Source organism: Thermosynechococcus sp. PKX95, assembly GCF_031583295.1.
Taxonomy (GTDB): Bacteria; Cyanobacteriota; Cyanobacteriia; order Thermosynechococcales; family Thermosynechococcaceae; genus Thermosynechococcus.
On the sequence record NZ_CP134171.1, the window covers coordinates 2,369,401 to 2,381,203 of the forward strand.

Annotated in this window: 11 protein-coding genes and 1 tRNA gene; 7 read left to right on the forward strand and 5 right to left on the reverse strand. The window is 54.7% G+C overall.

Going from position 1 to position 11,803, the window contains the following annotated elements; all coding sequences use genetic code 11:
- Positions 1 to 5: 5 nt before the first annotated feature.
- The gene (locus tag RHH81_RS11650) at positions 6 to 1,409 is read right to left on the reverse strand and encodes a BCD family MFS transporter (RefSeq protein WP_206200310.1); all 1,404 of its coding nucleotides are present in this window, start codon (positions 1,407 to 1,409) and stop codon (positions 6 to 8) included.
- 309 nt (positions 1,410 to 1,718) lie between these two features.
- On the opposite strand from RHH81_RS11650, the gene RHH81_RS11655 reads away from it, so the two are divergent.
- Positions 1,719 to 2,930 (forward strand): MFS transporter, encoded by a 1,212-nt coding sequence (locus tag RHH81_RS11655; RefSeq protein ID WP_206200311.1) that lies wholly within the window; start codon positions 1,719 to 1,721, stop codon positions 2,928 to 2,930.
- 78 nt (positions 2,931 to 3,008) lie between these two features.
- The gene (locus RHH81_RS11660) at positions 3,009 to 3,545 is read left to right on the forward strand and encodes a DUF2062 domain-containing protein (protein ID WP_206200312.1); all 537 of its coding nucleotides are present in this window, start codon (positions 3,009 to 3,011) and stop codon (positions 3,543 to 3,545) included.
- On the opposite strand, the gene RHH81_RS11665 is transcribed toward RHH81_RS11660, so the two are convergent.
- Positions 3,505 to 4,236 carry a peptidylprolyl isomerase gene (locus tag RHH81_RS11665; RefSeq protein ID WP_206200313.1) on the reverse strand — a complete coding sequence of 244 codons (732 nt, stop codon included), beginning with the start codon at positions 4,234 to 4,236 and terminating at the stop codon, positions 3,505 to 3,507. The two genes, RHH81_RS11660 and RHH81_RS11665, sit on opposite strands and share 41 nt — an antisense overlap.
- Positions 4,237 to 4,285: 49 nt before the next feature.
- On the reverse strand, positions 4,286 to 5,200 hold the full coding sequence (locus RHH81_RS11670) for a cell division protein FtsQ/DivIB (RefSeq protein ID WP_225901580.1): 915 nt from the start codon (positions 5,198 to 5,200) through the stop codon (positions 4,286 to 4,288).
- A 127-nt stretch (positions 5,201 to 5,327) separates the two neighbouring features.
- Between RHH81_RS11670 and RHH81_RS11675 the strand changes: the two genes are divergently transcribed.
- Positions 5,328 to 5,948, forward strand: a complete 621-nt coding sequence (locus RHH81_RS11675) for a hypothetical protein (RefSeq protein WP_206200315.1) — start codon at positions 5,328 to 5,330, stop codon at positions 5,946 to 5,948.
- Between the two features lie 6 nt (positions 5,949 to 5,954).
- Positions 5,955 to 6,587, forward strand: coding sequence for an imidazoleglycerol-phosphate dehydratase HisB (hisB, locus tag RHH81_RS11680; protein ID WP_302678370.1), 633 nt, complete (start codon positions 5,955 to 5,957; stop codon positions 6,585 to 6,587).
- Here the strand turns inward: hisB and RHH81_RS11685 are convergent.
- Positions 6,584 to 7,411 (reverse strand): pentapeptide repeat-containing protein, encoded by an 828-nt coding sequence (locus RHH81_RS11685; protein ID WP_206200317.1) that lies wholly within the window; start codon positions 7,409 to 7,411, stop codon positions 6,584 to 6,586. The genes hisB and RHH81_RS11685 overlap by 4 nt on opposite strands.
- Positions 7,412 to 7,521: 110 nt before the next feature.
- Between RHH81_RS11685 and ftsH3 the strand changes: the two genes are divergently transcribed.
- The 3 genes from ftsH3 to menD all read left to right on the forward strand — a co-directional run bounded on the left by ftsH3 (position 7,522) and on the right by menD (position 11,337).
- Entirely contained in the window at positions 7,522 to 9,360 is a 1,839-nt protein-coding gene (gene ftsH3, locus RHH81_RS11690; protein WP_206200318.1) for an ATP-dependent zinc metalloprotease FtsH3, read from the forward strand.
- A 55-nt stretch (positions 9,361 to 9,415) separates the two neighbouring features.
- A tRNA-Gly gene (locus RHH81_RS11695) sits at positions 9,416 to 9,486 on the forward strand.
- 162 nt (positions 9,487 to 9,648) lie between these two features.
- Positions 9,649 to 11,337: a 2-succinyl-5-enolpyruvyl-6-hydroxy-3-cyclohexene-1-carboxylic-acid synthase gene (gene menD, locus RHH81_RS11700; protein ID WP_310743084.1), complete on the forward strand. Its 1,689-nt coding sequence runs from the start codon at positions 9,649 to 9,651 to the stop codon at positions 11,335 to 11,337.
- An 11-nt stretch (positions 11,338 to 11,348) separates the two neighbouring features.
- Here the strand turns inward: menD and RHH81_RS11705 are convergent, their stop codons facing one another.
- A complete protein-coding gene (locus tag RHH81_RS11705; RefSeq protein ID WP_206200320.1) occupies positions 11,349 to 11,708 on the reverse strand; it encodes a hypothetical protein in 360 nt (119 codons plus the stop codon).
- Between the last annotated feature and the right edge of the window lie 95 nt (positions 11,709 to 11,803).

Genomic DNA, 11,803 nt, shown 5'->3' on the forward strand with positions numbered 1-11,803 from the left:
TGACTCTATTCCAAGTCCTCAGCCAAGACCTTGGCGATCGCCACCTGAGATTGTTGGCGAAATTGACTGACATCCACTCGTTTCAGAAGCAAGACAGCGGCCAGCATTCCCAGCATCGGCAGACAAAAGACAAATCCATAGGCGAGGATCGGCACGCCAAACAGTTGACGCCCAATATCAAGGGCCGTTCCGCCGACAACAGTCGCTGATCCCCGGGCAATGGCCTGCGCTAAGCCCCAAGCGCCAATAAATGTCCCCGCTGTTTCCGCCGCCGTTAAGTCCAGCATGAGACTGAGGGCACCCGTTGTTGTCACCCCAGCGGCAATGCCAAAGAGAAAGAGTTGCAACTGAAAGAGCCACACCTGCTGCGTGACGCCTGAGATGATCAAGAGCAAGAACATCAAGGCCACCCCCCAACAGCCATAGGTGGTGGTGCGGATCTTGCCGAGGCGGGGCACAATCAAAAATCCGGTGAAACTTAGACCCACAAGGGTACCCATGCCCCAGTAGGCATTCAAGCGGGTGGTTTCGGCGATCGTCATGCCAAAAACTTCACCGCCAAAGGGTTCCAGAATCGGTTCTTGAATAAATAAACTCAGGGTCATCAGGACAAGGAAGAGAAAAAAGCGCCACGTTTGGGAGTTGGCCGTGAGAATTTTCAGGGCGCGACCAAGGGTAATGTTTTCCGGATTGTCACAGGCACGGCTGCGCACATGGTAGCGGGAATACTTGGCCTCAACTCCCCAGGTGCTGGCGATCGCGAGGGCAAAGACCACCGTCAAAACCACCAAAAAGAGGCGATTAACACTTTGTTGTAGCAGTTCAATGGGGGGGTCTAGCTCCAACTGCCGCAGCAGCACACTACTGAGAATGGCACCCGCCACAATGCCCACGGTCAACATGGACCAGACAATGCCCACCAATTTGCCCCGATCTTCCTCTTCGGAGACATCCACGAGCAGGGCAGCAAAGGGGGTCGAGCTACTACTGACACAAATGCCATAGGCGGCAAAGAGCAATCCCAATAGGCCAATCCACCCTTGGGTGATGAGACTCCAGCCCGCTTGATCTAAACTCTGCCCCACCTGCCAGATCACTTGAACAATCGCGTAGGTGACCAACGTAAAGGCCAAAGCCCCACCCCAGACATACCCCGTGCGATGATAGCCGCCAATGGGATGGGCATCGGAGAGCTGACCAAACCACACGCGCACCGGTGAGACAAATTGATGCATGGCGATCGTCAGCGTCACCAATGTGGCCGGCACCGCCAGTTCTTTAATCAGGATGCGGTTGAGCACCCCCAACACCAGAATCGACATCATCCCCAGTGCCATCTGAAACAGACCCAAGCGAAACATGACCCACAGGGGCAGCGGCGGGGGTGCAGCGGCAGAACGAGTGGCCATACCTCACTCAACTCACATCACTGATAGAAGATGATAAATGATTTTCAGGGCAAATTTAGATTGCCATCAAGAAGGAAATCGTCAATGATACAACTAGGGCAATCAGTGTCAAAAAGAGCGATCGCTTCAAAGATTCCGTATAAGCAGACATGGGTTGCATCACCTCATCTGTAGGATGTTTTGGACGGTGTCCAATCGATGGGAAAAGGGCTGTATTGTGTTAAGTTGTAGTCTTTTATTGTACTGCCTTTTTCTGGGGGTCAAAACCGTACAGGGCAGGCATCCATCAGTTGAGGACGTATCACATCAATGGGGATCAACCTACGCTCACCATTATTCATTGTTTTACTCACAATTGTCATCGACCGTTTGGGTGAGAGTCTGATTTTCCCCATTTTGCCCTTCCTCGTGGAGCGATTTAACTTTGATGCGTTGAGCTTGACGCTGTTATTTTCTGCCTTTGCTGCTGCCCAATTCATTGCTGCTCCCCTTTTGGGTGCCCTCTCGGATCATTGGGGACGTCGCCCGGTGTTGCTGATTTGCATTGCCGGTACGGCCCTGTCCTACATTCTCTTTGCTGTGGCGACGGTTCCTTGGCTGCTCTTTGTCTCGCGGATTATTGATGGTCTCACGGGGGGCGTGGTTTCAACGGCTCAGGCCTATATTGCTGACACCTCTGCTCCAGCAGATCGGGCTAAGAACTTTGGTTTAACGGGGGCAGCCTTTGGCATTGGCTTCATTTTTGGGCCGGCCATTGGCGGCAGTCTAGCAGCCATTGATCTCAAGTTGCCGATTTGGTTTGCAGCGGGCTTGGCACTGGTGAATGTCATCTTGGCCTATTTCATCTTGCCAGAGTCATTGCCCGCAGCCCAGCGATCGCCCCTGACCCTAAAGAGCTTTGCCTTGCAGCAACAGTGGTTGGAGCTATTCAATCAACGCACCCTCCAAGCCTTACTCATGGCCTTCTTTATTTTCAACTTTGCCTTTGCTGGCTTTACCAGTATCTTCGTCCTCTTCTTGAAGCGGCAATTGAGTTGGGGACCTGCCCAAGCGGGGATCATTTTTGTGATTATTGGCGTGGTGAGTACGATTGTGCAGGCGGGCTTGATTCGCTCATTGATTCCTCGCTTTGGTGAGCAGCGCTTGAGCTTGGGGGGATTGCTCCTAGTGGCCTTGGCCTTGTTGGGGATTGCGGCGGTGCCCAGTGCGGGCGGCTTTAGTGCGCCCTTGCTTTATGGGTGTGTGGTGGGTTTGGCCTTTGGCGTGGGAATCATGTTGCCCTCGCTGCGAGGGGTGATCTCCAATCGGGTGCGAGATCAAGATCAGGGGAAAATTATTGGCGCTAGCCAATCACTCCAAAGTGTGGCGGGGATTGCTGGACCGGCATGGGCAGGGTGGGTCTTCGATCGCTGGGGTGGGGTGGCGCCCGCTTGGCAAAGCAGTGTGATGATGGCGATCGCCCTTGGCTTTTTGGCGCTGGGATTGGGCAAGCCCAAGGATGCGACCCCTAGCACTCTCTAAGCAAAATATGTCAAACTGCTAAGCAAAGACCTTTATTCGCCCATTTTTTCAACCTTTGAACCCTCTCGACGCTCACCTATGATGCGGTTGTCTTTTCCTCAGCCTTCTCGACAGCCCCGTTGGCTCCATGCTTGGCGACGATCGCTCCGCTATCACTATTTGCGCTTGATGCGCTCCCACAGTAGCACTGAGAGTATTGCCCGTGGCCTTGGGGCAGGGGTCTTTGCTGGCATGCTGCCCCTGTTTGGGGGGCAAATACTTATTGCCGTCACGGTGGCCCTCCTTGTGCGCGGCAACAAGCCCTTGGCTGCCCTTGCCACTTGGGTGAGCAACCCCTTCACCTATGTCCCCCTGTTTTGGTTTAACTTTCAGGTGGGTTGGTGGCTGATGGGGCAGCCTGCCCTATCTTTTGGTGAGTGGCAATCTTGGGAAAAGCTCCTCGAACAGGGGGGGCAAATGGCAACGATTCTGATTTTTGGCAGTGTTTGGGTGGGCGTGGTTGCCGGACTCCTCACCTACGCCCTGTGTTTGCGACTGCTACCCACCCTGCGACAACGCTTTCGGCGGCGTTCTGCTATGGCTGCTGTAAATTTTCTAAACCGGCCACAACCTTAGCGGATTGCAGGCGATCGCCCTGTTGGATCCTGTCCACCACGTCCATACCATCGGTGACATAGCCAAAGACGGCATAATTGCCATCCAGAAAATCCAGTTGATCAAGGGCAATATAAAACTGGGCTGAGGCCGAATCGGGGAGTTGCGATCGCGCCATGGCCACCGCACCGCGCGTATGATTGAGAACGGGTGAGACTTTGCCCGCTTGGCTATAGGTGGGGGTGTCACTGCCCTGACCGAGAATTTCTAGGGGAATGTAGCGGGGGCGATTGGTCGCGGGGTCAATGAATGAACCCGTGCCGTAGAGTTGCGGCGACACACTGGGGTCTTTGCTCTGGGGATCCCCGCCTTGAACCACAAAGGGTCGGGGTTCACGAACCACACGGTGAAAAATCGTGCCATCATAGACTCCCCGCTGCACTAAATCCACAAAATTGCCAGCGGTAATCGGGGCAGCATCCCCCTTCACTTGAATCGTAATCGGGCGATCGTTGACTGTCAGTACAACCGTTGCATCGCCATTGAGTCGAGGTAAATTGGCCATAGGGGTTGGGCTTTGTGCTCCTGGAATTGAACTGGTGTCAGCCACTGAGGAGAGTGACGCGCAACTCACCAGCAGAAGCACACCGAGCACCATCACCAACTGTGGCAGAAATCGGGGCAATCTTGTGCCGAACTTCAGGGGTTTCATTGACCAGCCACTCCAAGCTAACCGTTCTATTATGCCGTGCCCTTGCGCCCTAATGACTGCGGGGAAGGGGTTGCTGTGTTGGTTGTTGCCGCAGTTGCACTAAGGGTTCATCGGGGTTCACCAAGTCAATAAAGACCATTTGGCGGGGATCCAAGTACTGAGGTAACTGCTTGAGGCTGGCTAGGGCACTGAGTTGTTTCTTCAATGTGGGACTATGCCACTGCACCACCCCAAGATGAACCGGCGCGAGGGGGGTTTGGACAATTAGATTCTGTTCATTGCGCCAATCTAAACCCGTAATCGGTAAATCCTGCTGCTGGAGAATCTGGTGAATTTGCTGCCACTGCTGCTGGCGATCGCGATCGATGGCCATTGTCTGCGGGCGCGGTGCATCCTTAACGGGTACAAAATACCCCTGCAATTGGAGTGTGGGCATTGGCTTCACGGCACTGGCTTGATAGCTACTCAGGGGGGCAACAAATCCGAGGCCATCCACCAACCAGCGACTGGCAGGCCCTTGCAGCTGCCCGGTTGCACTCATTACCCAGCATTGATTGCAGGTGGCGACTGCGACAGGCTTGCGTTCTTGGACTTCGACAATCAGTGTCGGCGGAAAGAGTTGGCGGGCGATCGTCACCCGTTGCAGAGGCAGCGTCGTTTCTAGGGCATGAATGATCTCCTGTGGCCGCAAACGCAGCAGTGACTCCGGATACTCAAGGGGCAATTGTGCCTGCAACGCTTCCGTTTTCAGCAGTTGATTGCCGCGAATCACCACTTGCTCCGGGCGGCGGATAACCCAGTCCGGCAGCGTCAGTCCCCAAACCAGTCCCCCTGTTAAGGTCAAGAGGACACTGGTACGCCAAAGCCCTGCCAGTTGCCGCCAGCGGCGTTTACTTTGCAATTGGCGGCGCCGTTCCCGAATGGCATCATGAGCCGTTGTCCCCTGAGGGGTGGGATTTACCATGGCCACGGCCTCAGTCTTGAGGAAAATTGGAACTTAGGATCCTGCACGGGCTGTCATTACTTGGTGGTAAGATACGCGATGTTGATTGTCCGCTTGACTGCCTCTATCTTAGTAAAGGCTTCGCACCATGCCCCTGAATACATTTGCTCACTGCTCAAGATCATCGCTGCTCCTCGGGGTGTTACTACTGGGGGTACTCCCGCGGGCGGTGTTTGCTCAGAATCAATCTTCTAGCCCCAATGTCCAGATTGTGAATCCCACACCCCCACCCAGCTCTTCAATCTATACCCTTGAGGGGGGCAAGCGCTTGATGGATGAGGCTGCCGCCGCAGTCAATAGCCAAAATTATGCCGTCGCCGCTCGCAAGCTCTTAGAAGCCCGTACGGTGATGAACCAACTCTCGAACTTTTACCAGTCCCTCAACTCTAGCTTTTTGGGGATTGATACTGCGGCTGCCGATAGCAACCGTCGCCGTGCCCTAGAAGCAGCACAACTGCGCGATCAAGCGACTTTTCAACTGGCTTTGGTCTATCGCGCTAATAACCAACCTGAGCTTGCCGTGCCCCTTTTGGTAGAAATTATCCGCAGCCAAAACCCCACCCGTGAACTGGGACAAAAGGCCTATCAGCAATTGCTAGAATTAGGTTTTGTGGATGTGCCCTTTCCGCGTACGGGGGCAATTCCTTCCGGAACGCCTGCGGCGAGTCCACCGCCAGCCACCTCTGCCAATCCCCAACCGCGTCAGTAACGCTTCATGAACGACTCTCTCCTCAGTAATGGCCACGCGCCTCGGTTGCGCCAAGCCACGGTCGATCGCCAGACGAAAGAAACCAAGGTTCACGTTGAACTCACCCTTGATGGCAATGGTCGAGCGGACAATCACACGGGGATTCCCTTTCTCGATCACATGCTGGATCAGCTTTGCTCCCACGGCCTTGTGGATTTGCGGGTGCAGGCCACAGGCGACACCCATATTGACGACCACCACACCAATGAGGATGTGGGCATTACCTTGGGGATGGCACTCGATCAAGCCTTGGGCGATCGCCGGGGGATTCATCGTTTTGGTCACTTTGTGGCTCCCCTTGATGAAAGTTTGGTGGAAGTTGCCCTAGACTTCTCGGGGCGTCCCCACCTTAGCTATGGGTTGCAGATTCCCACGCAGCGGGTGGGCACCTATGATACGCAACTGGTGCGGGAGTTTTTCGTTGCTTTGGTGAACCATAGCCGCATGACGCTGCATATTCGCCAATTGGATGGCATTAACTCCCACCACATTATTGAAGCGACATTCAAAGCCTTTGCCCGTGCCCTACGCATGGCGATCGCCATTGACCCGCGCCGCAGTCAGCACATTCCCAGTTCTAAGGGGGTGATCCAAGCTTAGGTGTGGACGTGCCCATCGGGCATAATCGCTCCCGTGAGGCGTGCCCCGGTCAGTTTCACTAGGAGGCGATTGCCTTGGCTCATCTTTGCTCCCCGTAAATCGGCACCCCGCAGATCAGCCCCACTCAAGTCAGCACCAATGAGATTAGCCTCTTGCAGGTCGGCATAGCTGAGATCTGCTTGCAGCAAATTGGCGCGAAAGAGATTGGCGTGGCGCAGGTTAGCACGGTGGAGAATCACGCGGTGCAAAAAGGCATCACTGAGATCGGCATAGCTGAGATTGGCATGGCTGAGATTGCGCCCCTCAAAGTCCTTTTCGCTCAGGTTGGCTCCCTGTAAATTCACCCCCGACATATCCTTGTGGGGAGGCGTCGTGCGGGGTGGTTCTGGGGGCGGGGGCGCGGCTGTGCGTTGGCGCTGATAGGTGCCGTAGGTGTGGTTGTGGTGTTGGCTATAGGTCTGGTGCGTCGTTTGCTGCGGCTCACGGGGCGCATGATAGCTGCGATAGGTGTAGGGATTGGATTGATAGCGTGGGGGTGGCGGCGAGGAACGATAGGTTTGCCGCTGGCTAGCAGTCCGCTGGGAGGTTTGGCTGCCGTGTCGGGCAATATGCTGCCGCAGTTGATCCCGCGCTTCATTAAACTGCTTAATTTTCTCTTGTGCCTTCTCGATTAGCCGTGTGTTGTCCTTCGGGATGCGATCGGGATGCCAAATAAACACCAAATCCCGATAAGCTCGGTTCACTTCCTCGAGGGTTGCCCCCGGCTCCAACTCCAGTACCCGGTAGCAGGTGTCTAAATCGAGCATTTTCTGACGGCTTATCATGGATATTGATGATCTTAACCACGGGACTGCTCACCTAGGGTTGCGAAAGAATGCGTTAGTATGAACTTATGTAAAGACTTTTCACTTTTCCTAGCGGAGGATGGCGATCGGTGAATAAACAATGGCGAAACGCAGGTTTATACGTTCTTCTTGCAATCGTGGTGCTGGCCTTGGCCACTGCCTTCTTTGATCGCCAACCCACGACCAAACAGACATGGCCCTACAGTGAGTTCATCCAACAGGTCGAAAATCAGCAAATCACCAAAGTCAGTATTACCCCTGACCGCTCGCAAGCGCAAGCGATTACCCAAGATGGCACGCGGGTGCTGGTCAATCTTCCCAATGACCCTGAACTCCTTGACATTCTCACAACTAACAATGTGGACATCGCCGTCTTGCCCCAAAGCAACGATGGCTTCTGGTTCCGCGCCCTGAGCAGCTTACTGGTTCCCATTGGTTTGCTGGTACTGCTCTTTTTCCTGTTGCGGCGTGCCCAAGCAGGTCCTGGCAACCAAGCGATGAACTTTGGTAAGTCACGGGCACGGGTACAGATGGAACCCCAAACCCAAGTGACCTTTAATGATGTGGCTGGCATTGATCAGGCCAAGCTGGAACTGGGTGAAGTGGTGGAATTCCTCAAGTACGCCGATCGCTTTACCGAAGTGGGCGCCAAAATTCCCAAGGGGGTTCTCCTTGTCGGGCCTCCCGGAACGGGTAAAACCCTGCTTGCGCGGGCAGTGGCTGGTGAAGCGGGCGTTCCCTTCTTCTCAATTTCCGGTTCTGAGTTTGTGGAAATGTTCGTTGGGGTGGGTGCCTCACGGGTGCGCGACCTCTTTGAACAAGCCAAAGCCAATGCCCCTTGTATTGTCTTCATTGATGAGATTGATGCCGTCGGTCGCCAGCGCGGTGCTGGTCTGGGGGGGGGCAATGATGAACGGGAGCAAACCCTCAACCAACTGCTGACGGAAATGGATGGCTTTGAGGGGAATACGGGCATCATTATTATTGCTGCAACGAACCGTCCGGATGTTTTGGATGCAGCACTATTGCGTCCGGGGCGTTTTGACCGTCAAGTGGTGGTGGATCGTCCGGATTACAAAGGTCGCCTCGATATTCTCAAGGTTCATGCCCGTGGCAAAACCCTCGCTAAGGATGTGGATCTCGATAAAATTGCCCGCCGTACCCCTGGCTTTACCGGTGCGGATCTCTCGAACCTACTCAATGAAGCGGCCATTCTGGCGGCTCGCCGCAACCTGACTGAAATCTCCATGGATGAGATTAACGATGCCATCGATCGCGTCCTCGCTGGGCCTGAGAAAAAAGACCGTGTCATGAGCGATCGCCGCAAGAAGTTAGTCGCCTACCATGAGGCGGGTCATGCCCTTGTCGGTGCCCTGATGCCCGACTACGATCCCGTTCAAAAAGTGAGCATCATTCCCCGGGGGCGGGCAGGTGGTCTGACTTGGTTTACTCCCAACGAGGATCAGATGGATTCGGGTCTCTATAGCCGTGCCTACCTGCAAAACCAAATGGCCGTTGCCCTTGGGGGTCGCATTGCTGAAGAAATTGTCTTTGGTGAAGAGGAGGTGACAACCGGTGCCTCAAACGACCTGCAACAGGTGGCACGGGTGGCTCGCCAAATGGTTACCCGCTTTGGCATGAGCGATCGCCTAGGACCTGTGGCCTTGGGACGGCAAACCGGGAATGTCTTCCTTGGCCGCGACATTATGGCAGAACGGGACTTCTCCGAGGAAACGGCTGCCACCATTGATGACGAAGTGCGCAATCTCGTCGAGCAAGCCTATCGTCGTGCCAAAGAGGTCTTGGTGAACAACCGCCACGTCCTTGACCAAATTGCCCAAGTGCTGATTGAAAAAGAAACAATCGATGCGGAGGAACTCCAAAGCATCTTGGATCGCAACGATGTGAAGATGGCAACGATTCCCTAGGCTTGCCCTTTGCGATCGCCCAAAGGGTCGTGCTAATGTAGTATTCCTTGGGACTGCGGGCATGGTTTAATGGTAAAACCCTAGCCTTCCAAGCTAGAGACGCGGGTTCGATTCCCGCTGCCCGCTTAACACTCAACTCCTTGAAGAACCTGCATTTTGGCGTATTGCAAAGACTCTGGGATGCTCTTTCAAAGTCTCAAAATAGGCTCAAACTGGATTTAGCACCCTATTCTATTGGTGGCCTATGGCTCAGCCACTTCGGCTAGGATAGCGCTTCTGGATTGATGAATGATTCTCACTGAAAATCTCAATGTCCTCTGGGCGAGCGTCCTCTTTGAAACCCTCTATCGCTTAGGACTGCGGACAGTCGTTCTCTCGCCGGGATCACGTTCGGGACCATTGGCGATCGCGGCTGCTGCCCATCCCCATCTTGAGGCCCTGCCGATTCTTGACGAACGCTCGGCAGCTTTTTTTGCCCTTGGCCTTGTCCAACAGCAGGGACGACCCGTTGCCCTTGTCTGCACTTCAGGTACTGCTGCGGCCAATTTCTATCCCGCGATTATTGAAGCAAGCCTTAGTCATTTACCGTTAATTGTGCTGACCGCCGATCGCCCCCCCGAATTGCGCTTTTGCCAAGCGGGACAAGCCATTGATCAGGTGCATCTCTATGGTCATGCCGTACGTCACTATCGCGAACTAAGTCTGCCGGAACTTGCTTTGCTGCCCTACCTGCGGCAAACCCTCTGCCATAGCTGGCAAACTGCCCTCTGGCCAGATCCGGGGCCAGTCCATTTGAATATTCCTCTACGGGATCCCCTTGACCTGCGCTCTGAGGCCAATTTTCATGGGGCACTTCCTGAAAACTTCTTTGATCAGGTGCAGCCCTTTGTGCCGCCTCGGGTTGTCACCGCTCTCCCTTGGCAAACATGGCAACAGATGCAGCGGGGGTTGATTATTGCGGGACCCAGTCATGGGGTGGAGCCTTTGGCGGAAGCGGACGCGATTGATCGCCTGAGTCGGTTTCTGCAGTGGCCAGTGCTTGCCGATGCCCTCTCCTACGCACGGGGACTGCCCCACGGCATTACCCATTACGATCTGCTGCTGCGAAATGGCCACCTACGGGAATCCTTGCGTCCTGAAGCAGTGATTCAACTAGGGCCGCTACCCACCAGTAAAGCCCTGCGGGAATGGCTCAGTGCCTGCGATCCCCTGATCTGGTGCCTTGACCCCACGGGTGATAACAACAATCCCCTCCATGGCCGCTGTCAAACGCTGGCGATCGCCCCCCAAGATCTGGACTGCCCCCCCGACCCCCTGCCCCCCAACCCCTACCTCAAGGACTGGCAAGACCACGATCAACGAGTACATGAGCAACTGAAGCGAACCTTGGAGGCCATTGATTGGTTCTGTGAGGCCAAGCTGATTTACCATCTGCCGCAGTGGTTGCCATCGCAAACGGCGATTTTTGTGGCCAGTAGTATGCCCGTGCGCGATGTTGAGAGTGTTTGGCGGGCGAGCGATCGCCACCATCGTTTTTACTTTAATCGAGGCGCCAACGGCATTGATGGCACATTATCTAGTGCCCTTGGGGTTGCCCATCGCGGTCAGCCCACCCTCTTGATCACGGGGGATTTGGCCTGCTTGCACGATACCAATGGCTGGCTGATCACGCCCCAGTTTCAAGGGTGTCTAACCGTACTGCTGATCAATAACAACGGCGGTGGTATTTTTGAGCATCTACCGATTCGGCGGTTTGATCCACCCTTTGAGAGCTTTTTTGCCACCCCCCAAGCGGTCAATTTTGCCCAGCTTGCAGCGGCCTACGGCATTCCCTATCACTGCTTACAAGACTGGGCGGATGTGAAAACCCAACTTTCCCTTGCCCCTTGGCCAAAGGTACGACTTTTGGAATTTAAGAGCGATCGCCAGCAAAATGCCCAATGGCGCCAGCAGGTACTGGCTCACCTCACAATTTAACTTGCGGTACCTCAGTGGCTATGGATGTGGTGGGAGAGCAACTGCTCCTCTAGCGCCGCAATCTGATTGTAGGCCGCCGTGAGTTGTGCCGTCAGCCGTTGAATTTGCACCTCTGGACTCAGGGGGCGATCGCCACTGAGGTTGCGTGTTTGGCTATAGTCATCATCCACCAGAATATCCTTGTGTTCTGGAGTACTCACCAAAGGACGCGGTTTGGGCAGAGGATTCTGCTCAGTAGGGGTTACGGGCAGAGGCTTGAGCCGCCCCTCCTCTAGGGCCTTAGAAACCTTTTGGTTGAGTTGTTCAACGATCTGGTAGAGGGCATCAATTTTGTTACTCAGAACCAGAATCTGTTTATGTAATAAATCCACAGGTCAAATCCTCTCGTGGTGGAATGCTGTAGTTGTCAACTCAACTGCCTCTAGGGAAAATAGCGGTGCGAGGCATCACCAACCCTAGGCACTAG

Bases quoted from the DNA above. Each gene is read 5' to 3' on its own strand.
- RHH81_RS11650 (WP_206200310.1), bottom strand. From the start codon at position 1,409: ATGGCCACTCGTTCTGCCGCTGCACCCCCGCCGCTGCCCCTGTGGGTC.
- RHH81_RS11655 (WP_206200311.1), top strand. From the start codon at position 1,719: ATGGGGATCAACCTACGCTCACCATTATTCATTGTTTTACTCACAATT.
- RHH81_RS11660 (WP_206200312.1), top strand. From the start codon at position 3,009: ATGATGCGGTTGTCTTTTCCTCAGCCTTCTCGACAGCCCCGTTGGCTC.
- RHH81_RS11665 (WP_206200313.1), bottom strand. From the start codon at position 4,236: ATGAAACCCCTGAAGTTCGGCACAAGATTGCCCCGATTTCTGCCACAG.
- RHH81_RS11670 (WP_225901580.1), bottom strand. From the start codon at position 5,200: ATGGTAAATCCCACCCCTCAGGGGACAACGGCTCATGATGCCATTCGG.
- RHH81_RS11675 (WP_206200315.1), top strand. From the start codon at position 5,328: ATGCCCCTGAATACATTTGCTCACTGCTCAAGATCATCGCTGCTCCTC.
- hisB (WP_302678370.1), top strand. From the start codon at position 5,955: ATGAACGACTCTCTCCTCAGTAATGGCCACGCGCCTCGGTTGCGCCAA.
- RHH81_RS11685 (WP_206200317.1), bottom strand. From the start codon at position 7,411: ATGATAAGCCGTCAGAAAATGCTCGATTTAGACACCTGCTACCGGGTA.
- menD (WP_310743084.1), top strand. From the start codon at position 9,649: ATGATTCTCACTGAAAATCTCAATGTCCTCTGGGCGAGCGTCCTCTTT.